We start from the raw sequence: 18,830 nt of genomic DNA on the forward strand, positions 1-18,830 counted from the left end.
CTTATTTGTTTTTATAAGGTATCTGAACTATAAACTCAGAACCCCTGTCCACCTTGCTGTTTACTTTTATATTACCCTTAAAAGAAAGGACTATATGCTTTACTATTGCAAGCCCCAGCCCTGTTCCTCCTACCTGCCTAGACCTTGCCTTGTCCACTCTGTAAAACCTTTCAAAGAGCCTGTCTATATGCTCAGGCGGTATCCCTATCCCCGTGTCTTTCACCACTATGTTCAGGTTGACTTCGTCTTTGAATATCTTGACAACTACTTCCCCACCCTCTGACGTGTACTTTATGGCGTTGTCCACAAGGTTTATCATCATCTGCTGAAGTAGCGACTTGCTTCCCTTCAGCACTTCCACATCGCCTTCTATTTCCAGCTTGACAGATATGTTCTTTTTCTTTGCAGCTTCGTTTAAAAGAGAGAGAATCTCTCTTGTTGTAGACTCCACTTCTAGCGCCTCTGCTCCCTCTTCCTCTATCCCGCTCTCTATTTCAGACAGCGTCAGAAGGTCCTTTATCAGAAAACTCAGCCTGTCCGCCTCTATATCTATTATGTTCAGAAATCTGTTTCTGGTCTCTACATTCTCTATGGCCCCGTCTTTGAGCGTCTCCACAAACCCCTTTATAGATGTAAGCGGCGTCTTGAGTTCATGGGACACATTTGCCACAAAATCTCTTCTCATGTTTTCGAGCTTTCTTATCTCTGTTATATCCTGAACTATGACCACTACTCCTGTGATTCTGTTTGGATCTGTGCTGTGCTTCATAAACCCGCAGTTCACAGAGCAGATTTTATGGCTTGGGCTATTCAGCTCTACCTCTGTCCTGACGCTGTCGTTCTGAGGTGAAAGTTGTTCTATTGCAGAGTTCAGATCTTCGTTTCTGAAGACCTCCTTTATATGCTTTCCTATTGGATCCACAGCGCTTATCCCGAAGATTTCCCTGACTTTAGGGTTCGCTATCAGCAGCCTTCTGCTGTTGTCTATAGCTATAACTCCATTGGACATACTCCTGAGCACGGCCTCCATTTTAGAGCTATTCTCCCTGAGTTCATTTATCGTAGTCTCCAGCCTTTCGCTCATCAGATTGAAGTTCTGGGAGAGCTCGTCTAGCTCATCTTCGGTCTTTGGATAGATCCTCTGTCCGAAGTAGTCGCCTCTCGATATCTTCTTGGTGATCTGCGAAAGCTGTCTTATGGGATCAGTCACTTTTCTTATATACCTGTAGCCAAGCAGCAGAGACACTGTGAGCCCTATACCCATGGACATGATTTGGTACTTTATCAAATCCTCTTTTATCTTGTCTGCCCCATTTATCTCTGGCACGAGGACTTTTGTAAGCGTTATCGAGATAGTTCCTGTCATAAGCACACCTATAATTATGAGGGTTACGAAAACTAGAAATATCTTTTTCTGCATGCTCTTTCTCATCTCAGCTTATACCCTACGCCCCGTATGGTCTCTATATGCTTGGGGTTCTTGTCGTCGTCTTCTATCTTCTTTCTGAGATGCCTTATGTGCACATCTACAGTCCTTGTCTCTCCAAAGTAGTCATACCCCCAAATTTCATCAAGCAGGTAATTTCTAGAGAGCACCTTGCCTCTGTTCTTGGCCAAGATATTCAGAAGTTCAAACTCCTTCAGTGTAAGATCTAGCTTTTCTCCATTCTTCAGGACTTCATGCTTTTCCTCGTCTATTACCAAGTCCTCTACTCTCACTACCTTGTCTATCTCTTTTATCTTTATATCTGTGCGCCTTCTGAGCACCGCCTTGATCCTAGCAAGCAGCTCTCTCAGGCTAAAGGGCTTTGTTATATAGTCGTCGGCTCCTATTTCAAGCCCTATTATCTTGTCCATCTCGTCGCTCTTGGCTGTCAGCATTATTATAGGTATCGACTCCGTACTCACGTCGTTTTTCAGCTTCTTGCACACCTCTGTTCCGTCTATTATAGGAAGCATCAAGTCTAAGAGTATAAGGTCTGGTGACTCCTCCTTTGCTTTCGCAAGTGCCTCCTTGCCGTCTGAAGCTTCTACTACTGAATACCCGTTGCTCTCTAAGTTGAACCTCACGAGTTCAACTATATGACTTTCATCGTCTACTACTAGTATTTTCCCATAGCTCATTTCTCCAACTCCCGCTTAATTACTTTAGTTTTATCATGGCAGCCATCCTACCTGTCTTTCCCTGATCTCTACGATAAGAATAGAAAAGCTCCTCGTTGCAGCTCGTGCAGTGGCTGTCCAGCTCTATATTGGACTCAGGTACTCCCGACTCCATAACAGAGGCCTTGTTGGCTTCCCAGAGATTCAACCTGTATTGACCTTCCCCAAGTTGCTCCAGTATCTTGGAGCAGTCCAGGAACGCTTTCTTGAACTGCGATGCCACATCCTCTTTGACCGTATAGCAGCAAGATCCTATTGTAGGGCCTATCCCAACCAATATGTCTTTTCTGTCTGACCCATATCTTGAAGCCATAATCTCCACCATTTTAGAGCCTATCTTGCCGACTGTCCCTCTCCAGCCTGCATGAGCCACTCCGACCACCTTCTTTTCTGGGTCCACGAAAAACAGTGGCGTGCAGTCGGCATATACCGTCGAAAGGACTACTTCTCTTTCGTCTGTTACGAGACCGTCTATCTCCTCGTACTTTTGGCTCTTTGTCACTCCGTTCCCCATGTCCTCTTTCGACACTACGGCTATCTCTGTCTTGTGCACCTGCTTAGATAGTACGCACTGAGTGACATCTGCACAGAATACATCTCTTGAAACTCTTCTGTAGTTTTCCACCACGTTCTCCAGCTTGTCGTCTGTATACATGCCCATGTTGAGAGACTCGAACTCCCCGTCCGAGCACCCTCCAGACCTAGCTGTAAAGCAGTGCTCTACACATATTTCTTTCTCAAAAGATTCAAATTTCAAAACCGTGACTTCTCCGGCTCTCAATACCTTCAAGCCCATCCCCCCTTACTTTTCCTCTAGCAGCTTCTGAAGTTCTTCCATAAAAGTCTCCAGATCGTTGAACTCTCTGTACACCGAGGCAAATCTCACATAGGCAACTTCGTCTATGTCTTTTAGCTTGTTCAGCACCATCTCGCCTATCTTGTCTGTCTTTATCTCTTTCTCCATGTCGTTGGCCAAACTCTTCTCTATGCTGTCCACTATTTCCTCCATTTGGCTTATGGACACCGGCCTCTTCTGGCAAGCTCTTATTATTCCATTCATGAGCTTGTTCCTTATATAGGTCTCTCTTGTGCCGTCCTTCTTTATAACCATTATAGGAATATCCTCTATCTTTTCATAGGTAGTGAATCTCTTCTGACAGTTCATGCACTCTCTTCTTCTCCTTATAACCTGTCCTTCATCGGTCGGTCTGGAGTCTACAACTTTAGACTCTTGGTAATCGCAATATGGGCATCTCAATTTGGAAGCCTCCTTCACTTATTTCTAATTAAATTATATTATATTTGGCTTTCATTGTCTAATCTTCCTTGCCCAACAAAAATAGAGCCTCTTCGCAAATGGAAAAGGCTCTAATATTTACTTTCTTCTCTTGAGGAAGACTGGAATGTCTAGTTCCATCTCATCCTTTTTTTTCTCTGATTCAGCTTCACTTGAAGTTTCAGCAACATCCGCTTCTGCTTTGATTTCTTTTGCCGGCTCTTCTTTTTGCACCTTTGCTGAAGGCCTGCTCTCTTCTGCTTCTTCAAACCCAGTCGCTATAACAGTTATCATTATCTCGTCTTTAAGATCTTCGTCTATTCTAGCTCCGAATATTATATTTGCGTCCTCGTCGGCAGACTGTCTTATAAGATCTGCGGCTTCGTTGACTTCAAATATTCCAAGGTTCGTACCGCCAGTTATGTTAAGCAGCACTCCTTTCGCCCCCTCTATAGAAGTCTCTAGAAGTGGACTCTGTATCGCCTGCTTCGCTGCATCTACAGCTCTGTTCTCTCCGCTTGCTCTTCCTATACCCATATGTGCAAGACCCTGATCTAACATTATAGTCTTTACGTCTGCGAAATCCAGGTTTATAAGGGCTGGCATAGCTATAAGATCCGATATCCCCTGAATACCCTGTCTAAGTACATCGTCAGCCATCTTAAAGGCGTCCATTATAGAAGTCTTCTTCTCTACTACCTGAAGAAGCCTGTCGTTAGGTATAGTTACAAGAGTGTCTACTCTCTTCTTAAGCTCGCCTACGCCAAGCTCGGCCTGCTTCTTTCTCTTCATCCCCTCAAACATGAAAGGCTTTGTGACAACACCTACCGTAAGTATTCCCATCTCTTTAGCCACTTCAGCAACTATAGGTGCAGCTCCTGTTCCAGTTCCGCCTCCCATACCCGCAGTTATGAACACCATGTCGGCGTCTTGAAGCGCTTCCTCTATTTCGTTTCTGCTCTCCTCAGCCGCTTTCATGCCTATATCAGGGTTCGCACCCGCTCCTAGCCCTTTAGTCAGCTTTTCACCAATCTGAAGCTTGACGTTGGCCTTTGACGAATGAAGAGCCTGTCTGTCTGTATTCACAGCTATATATTCTATACCTTGAACTTCGTTCTCTATCATCCTGTTGACAGCGTTGTTACCTCCACCACCAACTCCTACAACTTTAATTTTTGCAAACTTTTCCATTTCTAGATCAAAATCAAACAAAACACTACCCCCTTATACTCATTGAGTTTTTTAACTGTTTTTTCACATAGTCTCTATTTTGATAAATTTCTCAGAGGTTAATCTTAATTTTATCACAGAATCAAGACCTGTAATAGCTCTTTATCAAAAAACATGACGATTTCCTTACATTTTTTCAGATTTTCTCAAAAAAGATAGGTCTCTCTTCCTTATCTTTTCAAATAAAAGTCGTCTTATGCTGGCAAAATTTTGAAAAAGTCTGGTTCCGAATGCAAATATTCCGGCGTAGTAGAGAGGAACTCCAAGTATCTCCCCTATGTAAGTCAAGAACACCGCCAATATGGCGTTGCCGAAAAAGCCACTGACAAAAATGCCTGTATCAAATTTTTCCTCTATCATAGCTCTTATACCACCTAAAACCGTATCGAAACATGCAAGTATTGCCATAGACATATATATAGCGTAGCTTGAAGAGTAGGTTATCGGAAGCACCATACCTACGGCTATCCCAAGCGCTATTCCAATTATAGCGAATATCAATTTGACTCCTCCTCCTTTTTAGACTGTGCGTAGAGATATCTGAAATCCTCGAACTCATATCCCGGAATGAAGACTTTCTCCTTTTCTTCCACTTCCACTTTTATTTTATAGACGTTTTTCAGCATATCTCCATAAGTGCCCTTGCCCTCTACAGAGGCCACAAGAGACTTCGGGTCTCCTATTACGCTTATCACAAACGGATTAGCAGAGCTTCGCTTGTTTATCTTTATAACAGGCCCTCCGCATTTCACTTCGGACTTTGAAACCACTCTCTGTCCGTTTATGCTTATGGCCTCAGCTCCAGCTCTTTTGAGATCGTTCAGTATAGTCTGTATGTCTGAATCATGTATTATATCGTCATTGATATTCTGTCCTACAATTTCCTCACTGGCGTTGTCTGCAATCAAAAGCCTGATTCCAGGTCCTTCAACAGGATGCACTCCTGATATCTGCTTTATGCTATCTATCTCGCTCTCTATGCTCTTTATCAGAGTGGCATCGTCTTTCCCTTCAAGAGCTTTTTTCTCTTCTAGCTTCTCTTTTTTGTCCTCTATGGACTTCTCCATGACGTCGACTTCCACTTTTAGGCTCTCTACCTCTGTTTTAAGGCTGTCGATTGAGCTTAGAGTGACCATGTCGTAGTCCTCTACTTCCTGTTTAAGAGGCGTCGAAAGCATAGTTCCCAGAACCACTGAAAAAAAAGTTATCATTACAATATTCTTAACTTCTAGTTTCAAGCCAACCAGCTCCAATTTCTATTGTTTTACTACGTCCGAATACCTGTACTCTATGTTTTTCGTATACCTAGGGACAATCACTCTGTCTTCTTTCTCTATCTGAATCTGCATATTGTATTGTTGCTCCAGCAGCCATACGACTCCGCCCTTCAGCCTAAGCGAGTTTTCAAGGTCCTTGGAGTTTCCAAGCGCCTTTATCTCGAAAGGAGGCCCTTGCGATACGCCGTTTATCTCTATATGGTTCCCCGCTGGAACTATCTCTGTAAAAGAGGTGTACCTCTGCTCGTTTATGGATATGGCCTCTGCCTCCGCGGCATTTAGAACATTGACTATCTCTATAAGTGTGTCGTAGTATTTCACAACACCAGCTCCCCCTTCTGCCTGTGGGGGTTCTTCTATCTTCACAGTTACGCCTTCCCCCGAAAGCGACTCGTATCCACTCAGCATCTTGTACTTCTCTATCTCTGAGTAGAGCGCTTCTAGAAACTCGTCTTCCCCTGACTTCTCGCTCTCGTATATTCTCACCTTCTGTTCCAGTGAGTTTATCTCTCTCAGAAGCTGTTCTCTTTCTTCTTTTAGCTTCTGATACTCTAGAGCCACTTCCCTAGACCTGTGAACCGGGATATTCGCAGCAGATATTGACTTGTTCGTCTTGTACTGTATGGAAAGTATGCTCCCCGCTACAATGCATATGAACATAACGGCTATCTTCTGCTTTTTTCCCCTATCCATATCTAATCTCCCTCTTTCACCAGTTTTTCCTCTACTATAACTCTGTTCCCACGTGTGAAGTCTATCTTTTCAAATACCTTGCCCTTCTTGTTCAAGTCTTTCGTTATCTCTTCTAGGTAGTTCAGCTTGTACTCTATATCTTTGAACTCTCCGAGCAGCGCTACTTTCTTGCTTCCAAAGTGGATTTCCAGCTCGTTTTTCTCATTGATCTTTACGATGCTTATTTCGCTGAAAAGCCCCAGCTTTCCAACTCCAGCTAAGAAGTCCTTGAACTCTTCTTTCTCTATATTGTTGCTGTATTCTACGATGCTAGACACCACTGGCTTTTTAAGCTTCAGCCCTTCTACAACTGGAACGTAGTAGCTCTTTAAACTATCTGAAACACTCAGCACTGTGCCCTCTCCGTCAAGATAGATTTTTTTATCCCCGTCTACAACCAGCACGTCCTTTTTTTCCACAATCTCTAGAACTATCCTGTCTGGGTATTTCTTCTCTATTTTCACGCTCTCTATATAGGGCTCCGACTTCAGATTGAGCACGATTTCCTCTTCGTCTAGCTCCATTATGCTGTCTCCTATGGCTATGCCCGAGTACAGAAGCACCCTGTCTTTTTTCAGCTTTTCATTTCCACTCACGTCCACGGTCTTGATGCTGAAAAAAGATGTTTTCTCTACAAGAAAGTAGCCTATGATCCCGAGAGACACTAGCAGTGCAAGCGCTATAGCTACGTATTTGCCCCAGTTTTTCTTCGTTCCATTGACATTAGAGATTTTTTTCATCTTTATTTCTCCTCGTCTCTTTTCAATTGCCTAAAAGTTCCCTTACAACTTCAAATATCCTGTTGTTCGCATCTGATATCCCAGCCTCTTTGCTCATCCTGCCCATATGCTTCAGCGCCTCTTCATCTGAAATGAGGTCGTCTAGCTTTTCCGAAAAGTCGACACCTGCAAGCTCGTCTTCTAGCAAGACTATGCTTGCACCTCTTTTCTCAAGAGCTCTGGCGTTGTACTCCTGGTGGTTTTCAGCAGTGTTTTTCTTTGGAATCAGTATGCTTGGTTTGCCAAGCGCAGTTATCTCGGCTATCGTTATGGCCCCTGCACTCGTCACCACAATATCAGATGACACAAGGTACTTCGGTATCTCGTAGCAGTACTCCATCACCCTTATATTCTCAGGCAGGTCTGCCATGCCATTCTCTTCGAGCTTAGACTTGAAGCTTTCATAGAACCTCTTACCCGTTATATGCACTATCTGCACATTCGTGTCTCCCGACTTCTTCAATATATAGTCGAGCATGCAGTCGTTAAGGCTTCTCTGTCCGCCGCTTCCCCCGAACGAAAGCACCGTCTTTGCGTTTCCGTCTAGCCCAAGCTCCTCTAATGCGTCAGCCCTGTCTATCTGGAGAAGGTCCTCTCTTATGGGATTCCCTGTAATCTGGATTTTCTCTTTGTTGGAGAAGTACTTCCTAGCTTCCTCAAAGCTACACGCTATCTTGCTTACAAACTTCGAAAGTATTTTGTTCGTAATCCCCGGGAATGCGTTTTGTTCGTGTATCATAGTCGGAATCCTCGCAAGTGAAGCAAGCAGAACTATAGGGCCACATACGTATCCACCTGTGCCTATCACAAGGTCTGGGCTGTACTGCCTTATTATCTTTCTGGCGTCGTTAAGCCCGAGCGCCAGCTCTGTCAAGCTTTTAAAAGTGTCCGGAGACAGCTTCCTCTGAAATCCCTTCACCCTGACAGTCTTGAAAGCTATGCCTTCCTTGGGCACTATGTCGGACTCCAGCCCGCTCTGCGTTCCCACATAGAGTATGTCGGCTTCAGGAATTTCCTGCTTTATTTTCTTCGCTATTGATATGGCCGGGTATATATGTCCACCTGTTCCGCCACCAGTTATCAACACTTTCATATTCTATTTTCAGCTCCTATTCATTTTCATGTTTCTAGATATGTTCAGCAGTATTCCAATTGCAAACATGTATATAACTAAAGATGTGCCCCCATAGCTCATAAACGGCATGGTTATACCTGTCGCAGGCATAGAGGAACTAACTACAGCTATGTGTATGGCAGTCTGCACCATTACAAGAGACGTTATGCCCACTGCCAAGTAAGACCCAAAGCTGTCTTTAGCAGAAATAGCTATCTTAAATCCTCTCCATGCTACAGCCGCGTAGAGCCCTAGCACTATTGCCACACCTAAAAAGCCAAATTCCTCCGCAAAGATGGAGAATATAAAGTCGCTGTAGGGCTCAGGTATATAGTAGTACTTCTGTTTGCTCTGCCCGAGGCCCGCTCCCATTACGCCTCCTGAACCGATTGCATAAAGCGACTGAACGACCTGCCATCCGTCTCCGTATTTGTCTTTGAAGGGGTCTAGAAAGGTAGTCACCCTTCTCCACCTATAGGGCTTTGTATAGGCTAGAAGTCCTCCAGCTGCAACTCCAAGCAATCCTGTGCATGCCAAGTAGGTCATACGGCCTCCCCCTATGAAAAGCATTATAAAAAGCGTTATGCCCAGCATTCCGCTAGTTCCAAGGTCGCTCTGAAGTCCAAGTATTATAGCGCACGGTATGGCTATTATAAGCATGGCGTATAGAAATCCATCTCCGAATTTCTTCATCTTTCTCTTACGTCTGCTCATAAAAGCCGCTAAAAATATAACGGCACTTATCTTCATTATGTCGGAAGGCATTAGCAGAGTTACACCCACGTTAATCCATCTCTTCGCCCCGTTGAGCTCCACTCCAAGAGGAGTCATAACCGCAGCTCCTAAAATCAGAGAACATACGTACATGACTGGAGCTATTCTTTTCCAGAATCTATAGTCTATCCTTGAAGCAATCGCCATTCCCAAAAGCCCTACCACAAAGAAAACCAGCTGTCTCTTGAAAAAGTGCATTCCATCACCTTTGTATGCTGGATTGCTTATGGCGTCAGGCCAAGACGAGCTGAATACCATCACAAGTCCTATCACTATTATTCCGATTATAGCTGCCAGCAGCACAAAGTCTACAGGCGGCTTCTTCCCGCGAGGCTTTTTTCTGTCGCCGGATTCTTTTTTTTCCATAGACTAAGCCTCCTTAATCCTGTAGACAGCTTCCTTGAACAGCCTTCCTCTTATCTCGTAGCTAGGGTACATGTCCCAGCTTGCACAAGCAGGTGAAAGCAGTACGTTGTCTCCCTCTGTAGAAATCCTGTGGGCCTTATCTACGGCCTCTTCTATCCCAGAGACCAGATGTATATCCTCTATGCCTGACTTCACAGCTTCCGCCTTTATTTTTTCGGCTGTCTCTCCCAGCAGAACAAGGCTTTTCACTTTTCCACCGAAAGACTCCACAAAGTCGTCAAATTCTCCGCCCTTGTCCATTCCTCCAGCTATCAGAATTATCGGGGAAGGTATAGCCTCTACAGCTTTTATGGAAGCGTCTGGATTTGTGCCTTTAGAGTCGTTGTAGTACCTAGCTCCCTCCACTTCCGCCACAAATTCCAATCTATGCTCTACTCCCTCGAATTCGGATACAGCGGATTCTACCACCTCAGGAGGTATGCCATAGGAAAGAGCCACAGCCACAGCCGAAAGCACGTTTTCCAAATTGTGATCTCCAGGTATCTTTATATCTGAAACTTTCATTATATCTCTCTTTAAACTGCCGTCCGAGAAAACCACTCGCCCATCTTCTATAAAGCAGCCCTTCTCAAGCTTCCTCTTTGCGCTAAAGTAGACTGCATTAGACGAGATTTCAGACGATGCGTCTCTCAGCACCTCGTCTTCGTAGTTCAAGACTGTGTAGTCTCCAGAGCCTTGATTCCTGTATATCTTCTTTTTCGAGCTTATATAGTTTTCCAGGCTTCCATGCCAGTTTAGATGGTCCGGAGTTATATTGGTCAGCAGAGAAATCTCTGGCTTGAACTCCACAGTGTCTTCTAGCTGAAAGCTGCTTGCCTCTATCACAAATACGCTCTCAGGGTCTCTCAGTGCTTCTAGCTCGGACAGTATTCCCACACCTATGTTTCCAACTACATAAGTCTTCTTGCCCGATTTTCTGAATATGTCGCCTATCAAGCTGGTGGTGGTGGTCTTTCCGTTGGTGCCTGTTACACATATAAACTCGGCTTTCCTGACTCTCTCCGCAAGCTCTATATCTGTTATGACTTCTATACCTAAGCTTCTGGCCTTTTGAAACAGCTCTATATCATATGGTATGCCGGGGCTTTTCAGCACAAGCTCTATACCCTTTAAGTCCACATCGTTTGACCCGAGCACGTACTCTACCTGTATCCCATCAAGCTGCTCTATCTCCTCTTTCAACTCTTCACTGCTCTTCATGTCGGTCACCACTACAGACGCTCCTAGTTTTGAAAGCGCCTTTACAGAAGCCACCCCGCTTATGGCAAGTCCTGCCACAAGCACTTTTTTACCTTCTAGCATATTTCTCAACTCCTCACACTATATAACAGACAGGAAGCCGACTGTGCACAGCATCACTGTAAAAATAAAGAATCTCATGACAACTTCCGTCTCTTTCCAACCTTTCTTTTCGTAGTGATGGTGTAGAGGCGCCATTAGAAGCACCCTCTTTCCTCTCGTCTTAAAAGACACCACTTGGACTATGACAGAGATGGCCTCTGCAAAGTAAAGCCCGCAAGCTATGGGTATAAGAAGCGAAAGGTTAAGCGAAAGGGCCACGGCTACAACTCCTCCGCCCAGCGCCATGGAGCCTGTATCTCCCATAAACACCTTTGCCGGATGTAGGTTGTGGCTCAAAAAACCTATGCAAGCTCCAGCCAACGCCCCTGCAAACACAGCTACCTCGTTTTGCTGAAACCTTATGGCTATAAGCATGAATGTTATGAGCATTACAGCCGTGACGCTTGAAGCTAATCCGTCTAAGCCATCAGTCAGGTTTGCACTATTTACAGTCGCCACTATTACAACTGTCAGAAACGGTACGAAGAGCATACCCAGATCGACAGTCTTGCCTGTAAACGGAACTATGACCTCTGATCCCACCGTGTTCAAGAAGTATATGCTCATGCCGACAGCAAGCCCGACCTGTCCTATTATCTTTTGATATGCCCTAAGCCCAAGCGACCTCTTGAGCACAACTTTTATAAAATCGTCTACAAAGCCTATAAATCCAAATCCCAGTGTGGATGCAAACAAAACTCCAACTTTAGAGGTGTTCCCGGTCAAAACCATGGAGATGATAAGCGCAAGCAGCATTATGACTCCACCTATAGTGGGTGTCCCACTCTTCTTAAGATGCGTCTCCGGTCCATCCTCTCTTACACTCTGTCCCACTTTAAGCCTTCTCAGCATAGGAATCACGACTGGACCAAGTACCATCGCCAGTACAAGTGAAATTCCTGTAGTTATAACTATATCCTTCAAGTAATCCATATATCTACAATCCTCCGTATCTTTATATCTTTAGAAGCGCCTCTCTAACTATCTCTCTTTCGTCAAAGTGATGCTTTGTCTCCCCTAGTATCAAGTAAGTCTCGTGTCCCTTCCCGGCAAGCAGAATTATGTCGTCAGGCTTGGCGTTCTTCACAGCGTACTCTATAGCTTCTCTCCTGTCCACTATAGCCACATATTCTCCGCCTTCACGCTTAACTCCCGCTAGCACGTCCTCTATAATTTTAGCCGGATCTTCTGTCCTGGGGTTGTCCGAAGTTACAACGCAGAAATCGGCGTATTTTGCCGCTATCTCTCCCATAGGGGCTCTCTTGCTGCTGTCTCTGTCTCCTCCAGCTCCAAATAGCGCAACTATCCTGCCTTTGGCAAATTCCTTTATAGACTTCAGTACCTTTTCAAGCGCATCAGGTGTATGTGCAAAGTCGATTATGACCGAGAAGTCCTTGCCTGTAGGCACAACTTCAAACCTGCCCTTCACTCCGCTCAGCTTTTCCAGTCCGCTCTTTATGTCCTTCAGTGTGAGCTTCACCCTGCCCGAGTAAGCCGAGGCATAGGCTATACTTGCCGCCGCCAAGCTGTTGTACACACTGAAGAGCCCCGGTATGTTGAGCTCTATATTTATGCTTCCCATAGGGGTGTGCATCTTGTAAGAAACACCTTCCGGCTTCATAACTATATCTGTCGCATAGAGATCATACTCTTCCGAATCGATTCCATATATCAGAAGCGGAGTCTCCAGTGACTTTATTTCATCTATTATCTTCTGTCCGTATGGATCGTCTCCGTTTATGACGTTGAATTCGCTCGTCCTGTAGAAAAGCTTCTTTTTGGCCTCTAGGTAGTTGTCTATTGTCTTGTGGTAGTCTAAGTGGTCGACAGACAGGTTTGTGAAAACCCCGACTTTGAAATCAGAGTAGTCTACTCTGTTTAAGTCCAGGGCATGAGATGAAACCTCCATAACGGCAGTGTCTACCTCGTTGTCTATCATGCTGCAGAAGCTCTCCTGAAGCTCTAGTGACTCCGGCGTAGTCGTATTGGTATCTACAACCTTGTTGCCTATCAGATTCCCTATAGTCCCTATTATACCCACTTTGTGGCCTATCTCCTCGAATATGGCCCTAGTCAAGTAAGTTGTGGTCGTCTTTCCGTTTGTACCGGTTATACCTATCAAATTCAGCTTGGAAGAAGGGTCTCCGCAAAAACTGCAGGCCAGTTTCGCAAGCATTTCCCTGGAGTTTGAAACCTTTATCACAGGCATTTCAGCCGGGATCCCCTCAACTTCTTTTTGAAGCACTATAGCCGATGCTCCGTTCTCAATCGCTGAAGCTATGTATTTATGACCGTCCGTCTTGAATCCCTCTATAGCTACAAAGAGATATCCTGCTTCTACTTTCTGGGAGTTGTAGGCAATCCCCTTTATTTCAACGTCTTCGAGATTGTTTCCGGATTCGAACTCCGCGCCTTCAAGTATATCTTTCAGTTTCAATCTTCATCTCTCCTTTATGAGTTTTGCTGTCTTTTCTCTATATGATAATATCACAAAACAAGACAATATTATAGTCAAAACTAAGAGGCAATCTCAATCTGAACCGATTGCGATTGCCTCACTTTATTCAAAGCTGACCTTAACTGGTGTTTCGTTGTCTATCACTGTGCCAGGACTAGGCTCCTGACTTTTTACGTTCCCATCTCCGCTCAGGCTGTACTTAAGCCCAAGCGCCTTAAGCTCTTCTTCAGCCTCTTGCTTGGTCTTTCCGGCCAAGTCTGGCATCTCTATATTTTCAGTCCTGACTCCGTCTAGATACAGCTTTACAAAAGAGCCGTATTCCACGCTTGATCCTGGCTCAGGGTACTGGTCCACCACCGGGTCGCCCTGGTCCATGTAGTAGCTGTCTGTAGTGTAGTCTAGCCCTGCCTCTTCTAGAAGCTTCACGGCTTCGGCAAGTGTTTTGCCTTTTACGTCCGGCACCTCTGCCCCCGCGCCCTCTTCTACGTCATTCCTCTTGACTCCAAGGTACTTAAGCGTATTCACAAGCATCTCCTCACCTATAGGGCCTGCCGTATCTATTCCGAAATACTTTCCCGAAGTAGACTCGTCCACTATTGTGAGCACTATTATCTTAGGATCTTCTAATGGTGCAATCCCCACAAAAGAGCCTATATGCTTCTCGTTCGAGTATGCTCCGTCAACTATCTTTTGTGCAGTTCCTGTCTTCGCTCCCACTTCATATCCTGGAACATCTAGCTTCCCTGCGTAGCTGTCTCTTGCTGTGTCTCCCATCATGCTGAGCACTTCTTTTGCAGTCTCTTCTGACATCACTTTTTTCACGACTTCAGGCTCTGACTTAGACACCACTTTTCCGTCTTTATCTGTGACTTCAGCCACCACTTTCGGCTTCATAAGGTCTCCACCGTTGGCTATCGAAGATATAGCGGTTATAAGTTGTATAGGCGTCACTGCCACTCCCTGTCCAAAAGAGATATTGGCAAGAGTGGCGTCTTTTATACCCTCTGCCGAAGGAGGTATTATACCCGTCGACTCTCCGGTCAAGTCTATGCCTGTAATGGCCCCAAATCCGAATGACTTGGTGTACTCGTAAAGTTTCTCTCTTCCAAGTAGAAGCGCTATGTCCACCATCATGTCGTTACAGGAGTTCTGAAGCCCCTGTGAAAGCGTCTGGTGTCCATGAGGGTTGTAGTACCTCCAGCACCTTATAGGAGTGCTTGACTCTATTCCGGTTGCGTAGCCATCACAGTAGAAAGTGCTGTTTGTGCTTATGACGTTTTCCTCAAGAGCCGCAGCAACTACTAACGTCTTGAAAGTGGAGCCCGGCTCGTAAGCGTCGTTTATATTGTAGTTTCTCCACATGTCAAACCATACGTTCTGCTTCTCTTCGTCAGTCATGCTGTCCCAATTCGACTTTATAGCCTCATCTTTTACTTCCCTGGGATTGTTAAGGTCATATCCAGGCCCTGAAGCCATGGCCAGAATATACCCAGTCTTAGGGTCCATGACTATCGCAGACGCATTCTTGGGCTTATGCTCCTCTATTGCCCTTTTGACAGCGGCCTCAGCTATCTTCTGGATTTCGCTGTCTATGGTCAACTTCACATCATAGCCGTCTTTAGGCTCGTAAATCCGCTCTTCTCCATACGGAAGCTGGTTTCCCTTGCCGTCAGCTATCTTTATTAGCTTTCCCTCTGTTCCAGTCAGCTCGCTGTTCATTATGCTCTCGATTCCATACTGTCCCACTTGGTCTATATTCGTATGTCCTATTACGTAAGAGGCAAAGTCGCCTTTCGGGTAGTACCTCTTGTTGTCTTCAACTATGTCTATCCCCGGCAGACTGGCCTTCTTGAGCTTTTCACTCTGGTCCTTTTCTATCCACTGCTTTATCTTTACATTTTGTCCGCCTTTTTTTATCATGTCCTCGAGAGTCTTCTTGTCCATCTCCAGTATCTCTGAAAGAGTACTGACCGTCTTTTCAAGTTTAGACTCATCTATATCTTTCGGCCTAGCCCAGACAGTGTCTCTTTTCAAACTAAGCGCAAGCTTCACGCCGTTGCTGTCATATATAGTGCCTCTTTCAGGAGATATCGGTATGCCTCTCGACCACTGGTTGAGAGCCTCTTTCCCGAGCTCGTCCCCTCTGACTATCTGGAGATAACCCACTCTGACGAGCAGCACAAGCACAAGAAAAGACATGAATATCGAGACTATCATTATCCTTGCTTTTGATTCTCTACTGGGTAAAGCCAAATCTTACACCTTCCTTGATCTATCTAGAAAATTTGTCCAATATTCCGGCAAAAAGCGATTTTGAACTTTCAGTCTGAGCAACCGCTTCCTGAGAGCTCTTAGGTACTTTGACCGTCACAAACTGGCCTTCTTCAGCTTTTCTGAGATTTATCTTCTCTTGAGCCTCTGAGACAAACCACTCTGAATCCCTTATCTCTCCAAGCTCTATGTTGAGCTCGTCTCTATGCTTTGTAGCTTGCTCTATTTTATACTCTAGTCCAACTATGTCGTATCTCACCTTTGATATCTCGGAATATCTGTAGAGAAGAACAAAAGTAGCCGCTGCAACTGCTCCAAAAGTCAGCGCAAGCTTCAGCCGCGCTTTGGCCTTGTTTTGCTTTTTCCTCTTTTTCCTGACTTTTCTCTTATGTACTCTCTCCTGCTCTAGAGGCCTTTGCTCTATATGTACTCGCTCTTTTCTCTTTACAGCAGCCACTTGTTATTCCTCCCTTTATCTCCTAGATTTTTTCAGCAATCCTGAGTTTGGCGCTTCTAGCCCTTGAGTTTTCACTAAGTTCTTCTTCTGTAGACACTATGGGCTTCTTTGTTATTATCTTGACTTCTCTTTTCTTGTCGCACATACAAACCGGAAGTTCCGGTGGGCAAACACAGCTCAAGCTCAGCTCTTTAAAAGTCTCTTTCACTATCCTGTCTTCCAGTGAGTGGAAAGTTATTATGCAAATCCTTCCGCCTCGCTTCATCTGCTTAACTGCGTCCATTATAGTCTTTCTTATTATCTCCAGCTCGTCGTTTACCTCTATCCTTATGGCCTGAAAAGTACGTCTGGCCGGATGAGGTCCTCCCTTTCTGGCTCCGCTTGGAATCGCTTTCTTTATCACTTCCACCAGCTCGAGAGTCGTGTCTATAGTCTTCTCTTCTCTCTCTGTGCAGATAAACTCCGCTATTCTCTTGGCCCATCTCTCTTCTCCATAGTCTTTTATTATCCTGTGGAGCTCTTCCTCAGAGTAGCTGTTGACTATGTCCCAGGCCGAGATTTTAGCCTTGCTGTTCATCCTCATGTCGAGCTTGGCATCCTGCTTGTAGGAAAAGCCTCTCTCCCCCTCGTCAAGCTGATGCGATGAAACCCCTAAATCCAGCAACAGTCCATCTATACCCTCGATATTGAGTTTGAATAATATATTTTTTATATTGCTGAAGTTGTCGTTTACAAATATGACTCTGTCTTCATACTGCTTAAGCACTTCTCTGGCTTTTTTTATGGCGTTCCTGTCCTGGTCTATGCCTATGAGCATTCCGTTTTCAAGCCTCTTGGCTATCTCCTTGGAATGACCTCCGCCGCCAAGAGTGCCGTCTACATAAGTTCCGTCCGGCTTTATATTCAATCCCTCTATGCACTCGTCTAAAAGTACCGATACATGCTTAAACTCCAATTCCAACACCTCTTCTGATATTTTCTATTTTCCTTTAGCTTTTGCAAGCTTTCTGTTTCTGTATATAAAGTATAGAGCGACTATAATCACCGAAGCACTTAAGAGCTGTGCAACCCTTATTCCTCCGAACATAAGGCTGTCTGTTCTCAGCCCCTCTATAAAGAGCCTTCCCAGAGAGTAGAGCGCTATGTACATCAGGAATATCTCGCCTTCAAAAGCCTTACCCTTTTTTCTGTAGTATAGGAGTAGCCCAAGCACACCTAGGTTCCAAATCGACTCGTAGAGAAATGTCGGATGAACCCCTACGCCGTCCACAGTTATAGCCCACGGAAGGTCTGTCGGCCCGCCATGTGCCTCTTGGTTTACGTAATTCCCCCAGCGGCCTATGGCTTGTCCAAGCACTATCCCTGGAGCCATTATATCTGCTATCTTCCAAAACTTGAGTTTCTTCACTCTACAGAATATATAAGCTGTAATCGTTGCGGCTATAAGCCCTCCGTGTATTGCAAGACCGCCTTCTCTTATGTTCAGTATGCTCTTTATATCCCCTGCGTAAGAGTCCCAGGAAAAAGCCACATAGTATATCCTCGCCCCAACTATCGCCATAGGTATCGCCACTATGAGGAGGTCTAGCACTATGTCCTCTTTTACTCCCTCTCGCTTGGCGCCTTTCATGGCCACCGCAGTTCCAAGTATCACGCCTATAGATATTATTATTCCGTACCACATCACATCTATTCCAAATATATTAAATGCCACTGGATCCAACTGCTTTCCTCCTCGACTGATTTTAAATATACCTATACAATATAATACCACAGTTTCAAGCCGCTTTCCAAACTTTATTGTATTTTTATGCCTATCTGAAGCCATTTAGGTCCAGGGTAATAAAAAAAAGGGCCTAAGCCCTTTTCTCTAAAGTGAAACCACTTCTCCTGTGCACATATACACAACTCTCTCGCACACATTGGTTATATGGTCTCCCATACGCTCAAGGTATCTGCCCACGAAGAGCAGGTCTATCGCCTTTTTTATTATCGTCTTGTCTTCTTCTATCTTCTCTAGTAGCTCCGCGCATATCTCGTCGTATATACTGTCTACTTCGTCGTCTCTTCTTGCCGTCTCTATAGCCAGGTCTTCGTCTCTGTTTATAAAGCTGTCCAGACTCTTGCCGAGCATCTCCTGGCATATGTTCGCCATTCTAGGTATGTCTACAAGAGGCTTTATGTGAGGACCGTCCATCTCTATCACGACGTTGGCTATGTTCACGCCGTAGTCGCCAACCCTCTCTAGCTCTGTTATTATCTTGAGTACGCTGCCTACAAACCTCAGGTCGCTCGCAACTGGCGTCTGAAGCAAAAAGAGCTCTAGGCATTTCTGCTCTATGTCGGCTTCGAGCCTGTCAACCTCGTTGTCTAGCTTTTTTACCATGGCCGCTTTTTCTTTGTCTGTCTCTAGAAGTGCCTCTAGTGACACCTTTATGACCTTTTCCACCTTTGAACCCATGTCCAGCATCATCAGATTAAGGTCTCTAAGCTCGCTGTCAAATGTCTTTCTCATCCTAATTAATCCCCCCG

Annotated in this window: 19 protein-coding genes; all 19 read right to left on the reverse strand. The window is 45.0% G+C overall.

Annotated elements, in window-relative coordinates:
- Position 1: 1 nt before the first annotated feature.
- Positions 2-1,420 (reverse strand): two-component system histidine kinase PnpS, encoded by a 1,419-nt coding sequence (gene pnpS / locus EUAN_RS03930; protein ID WP_071062153.1) that lies wholly within the window; start codon positions 1,418-1,420, stop codon positions 2-4.
- 8 nt (positions 1,421-1,428) lie between these two features.
- A complete protein-coding gene (locus EUAN_RS03935) occupies positions 1,429-2,124 on the reverse strand; it encodes a response regulator (RefSeq protein ID WP_071061923.1) in 696 nt (231 codons plus the stop codon).
- A gap of 19 nt (positions 2,125-2,143) precedes the next feature.
- Positions 2,144-2,953 carry a peptidoglycan editing factor PgeF gene (pgeF, locus tag EUAN_RS03940; protein WP_169817333.1) on the reverse strand — a complete coding sequence of 270 codons (810 nt, stop codon included), beginning with the start codon at positions 2,951-2,953 and terminating at the stop codon, positions 2,144-2,146.
- A 12-nt stretch (positions 2,954-2,965) separates the two neighbouring features.
- Complete coding sequence (gene nrdR / locus EUAN_RS03945) at positions 2,966-3,421, reverse strand: transcriptional regulator NrdR (RefSeq protein ID WP_071061927.1); 456 nt, start codon at positions 3,419-3,421, stop codon at positions 2,966-2,968.
- A 117-nt stretch (positions 3,422-3,538) separates the two neighbouring features.
- Positions 3,539-4,651: a cell division protein FtsZ gene (gene ftsZ / locus EUAN_RS03950; protein ID WP_071061929.1), complete on the reverse strand. Its 1,113-nt coding sequence runs from the start codon at positions 4,649-4,651 to the stop codon at positions 3,539-3,541.
- Between the two features lie 144 nt (positions 4,652-4,795).
- Complete coding sequence (locus tag EUAN_RS03955) at positions 4,796-5,170, reverse strand: small basic family protein (protein WP_211266273.1); 375 nt, start codon at positions 5,168-5,170, stop codon at positions 4,796-4,798.
- Complete coding sequence (locus EUAN_RS03960) at positions 5,167-5,907, reverse strand: DUF881 domain-containing protein (RefSeq protein WP_071061931.1); 741 nt, start codon at positions 5,905-5,907, stop codon at positions 5,167-5,169. The genes EUAN_RS03955 and EUAN_RS03960 overlap by 4 nt, the downstream gene beginning before the upstream one ends.
- Before the next feature lie 18 nt (positions 5,908-5,925).
- Positions 5,926-6,639, reverse strand: a complete 714-nt coding sequence (locus EUAN_RS03965; RefSeq protein ID WP_071061933.1) for a DUF881 domain-containing protein — start codon at positions 6,637-6,639, stop codon at positions 5,926-5,928.
- A gap of 2 nt (positions 6,640-6,641) precedes the next feature.
- The gene (locus tag EUAN_RS03970; RefSeq protein WP_071061934.1) at positions 6,642-7,418 is read right to left on the reverse strand and encodes a cell division protein FtsQ/DivIB; all 777 of its coding nucleotides are present in this window, start codon (positions 7,416-7,418) and stop codon (positions 6,642-6,644) included.
- Positions 7,419-7,440: 22 nt separating this feature from the next.
- Positions 7,441-8,550: an undecaprenyldiphospho-muramoylpentapeptide beta-N-acetylglucosaminyltransferase gene (gene murG, locus EUAN_RS03975; RefSeq protein WP_071061936.1), complete on the reverse strand. Its 1,110-nt coding sequence runs from the start codon at positions 8,548-8,550 to the stop codon at positions 7,441-7,443.
- Between the two features lie 9 nt (positions 8,551-8,559).
- Complete coding sequence (gene ftsW / locus EUAN_RS03980) at positions 8,560-9,711, reverse strand: putative lipid II flippase FtsW (RefSeq protein ID WP_071061937.1); 1,152 nt, start codon at positions 9,709-9,711, stop codon at positions 8,560-8,562.
- A 3-nt stretch (positions 9,712-9,714) separates the two neighbouring features.
- Positions 9,715-11,073 (reverse strand): UDP-N-acetylmuramoyl-L-alanine--D-glutamate ligase, encoded by a 1,359-nt coding sequence (murD, locus tag EUAN_RS03985; protein WP_071061939.1) that lies wholly within the window; start codon positions 11,071-11,073, stop codon positions 9,715-9,717.
- A gap of 18 nt (positions 11,074-11,091) precedes the next feature.
- Positions 11,092-12,045 (reverse strand): phospho-N-acetylmuramoyl-pentapeptide-transferase, encoded by a 954-nt coding sequence (mraY, locus tag EUAN_RS03990; protein ID WP_071061940.1) that lies wholly within the window; start codon positions 12,043-12,045, stop codon positions 11,092-11,094.
- A gap of 22 nt (positions 12,046-12,067) precedes the next feature.
- Complete coding sequence (locus EUAN_RS03995; protein ID WP_071061942.1) at positions 12,068-13,549, reverse strand: UDP-N-acetylmuramoyl-L-alanyl-D-glutamate--2,6-diaminopimelate ligase; 1,482 nt, start codon at positions 13,547-13,549, stop codon at positions 12,068-12,070.
- 123 nt (positions 13,550-13,672) lie between these two features.
- Positions 13,673-15,823 (reverse strand): penicillin-binding transpeptidase domain-containing protein, encoded by a 2,151-nt coding sequence (locus EUAN_RS04000; RefSeq protein WP_071061943.1) that lies wholly within the window; start codon positions 15,821-15,823, stop codon positions 13,673-13,675.
- Between the two features lie 19 nt (positions 15,824-15,842).
- Positions 15,843-16,298 carry a hypothetical protein gene (locus tag EUAN_RS04005; RefSeq protein ID WP_071061945.1) on the reverse strand — a complete coding sequence of 152 codons (456 nt, stop codon included), beginning with the start codon at positions 16,296-16,298 and terminating at the stop codon, positions 15,843-15,845.
- Between the two features lie 22 nt (positions 16,299-16,320).
- Positions 16,321-17,253: a 16S rRNA (cytosine(1402)-N(4))-methyltransferase RsmH gene (rsmH, locus tag EUAN_RS04010; protein WP_071061946.1), complete on the reverse strand. Its 933-nt coding sequence runs from the start codon at positions 17,251-17,253 to the stop codon at positions 16,321-16,323.
- Positions 17,254-17,277: 24 nt separating this feature from the next.
- Entirely contained in the window at positions 17,278-18,021 is a 744-nt protein-coding gene (gene lgt / locus EUAN_RS04015) for a prolipoprotein diacylglyceryl transferase (RefSeq protein WP_071061948.1), read from the reverse strand.
- 147 nt (positions 18,022-18,168) lie between these two features.
- Positions 18,169-18,813, reverse strand: a complete 645-nt coding sequence (phoU, locus tag EUAN_RS04020; protein WP_071061949.1) for a phosphate signaling complex protein PhoU — start codon at positions 18,811-18,813, stop codon at positions 18,169-18,171.
- Between the last annotated feature and the right edge of the window lie 17 nt (positions 18,814-18,830).

It is taken from the genome of Andreesenia angusta (assembly GCF_001855385.1).
GTDB lineage: Bacteria > Bacillota > Clostridia > Tissierellales > Gottschalkiaceae > Andreesenia > Andreesenia angusta.

Excerpts from the sequence above, each read along its gene's own strand:
- pnpS (WP_071062153.1), bottom strand. The coding sequence starts at position 1,420 with ATGCAGAAAAAGATATTTCTAGTTTTCGTAACCCTCATAATTATAGGT.
- EUAN_RS03935 (WP_071061923.1), bottom strand. The coding sequence starts at position 2,124 with ATGAGCTATGGGAAAATACTAGTAGTAGACGATGAAAGTCATATAGTT.
- EUAN_RS03965 (WP_071061933.1), bottom strand. The coding sequence starts at position 6,639 with ATGGATAGGGGAAAAAAGCAGAAGATAGCCGTTATGTTCATATGCATT.
- EUAN_RS03970 (WP_071061934.1), bottom strand. The coding sequence starts at position 7,418 with ATGAAAAAAATCTCTAATGTCAATGGAACGAAGAAAAACTGGGGCAAA.
- murG (WP_071061936.1), bottom strand. The coding sequence starts at position 8,550 with ATGAAAGTGTTGATAACTGGTGGCGGAACAGGTGGACATATATACCCG.
- ftsW (WP_071061937.1), bottom strand. The coding sequence starts at position 9,711 with ATGGAAAAAAAAGAATCCGGCGACAGAAAAAAGCCTCGCGGGAAGAAG.
- murD (WP_071061939.1), bottom strand. The coding sequence starts at position 11,073 with ATGCTAGAAGGTAAAAAAGTGCTTGTGGCAGGACTTGCCATAAGCGGG.
- mraY (WP_071061940.1), bottom strand. The coding sequence starts at position 12,045 with ATGGATTACTTGAAGGATATAGTTATAACTACAGGAATTTCACTTGTA.
- phoU (WP_071061949.1), bottom strand. The coding sequence starts at position 18,813 with ATGAGAAAGACATTTGACAGCGAGCTTAGAGACCTTAATCTGATGATG.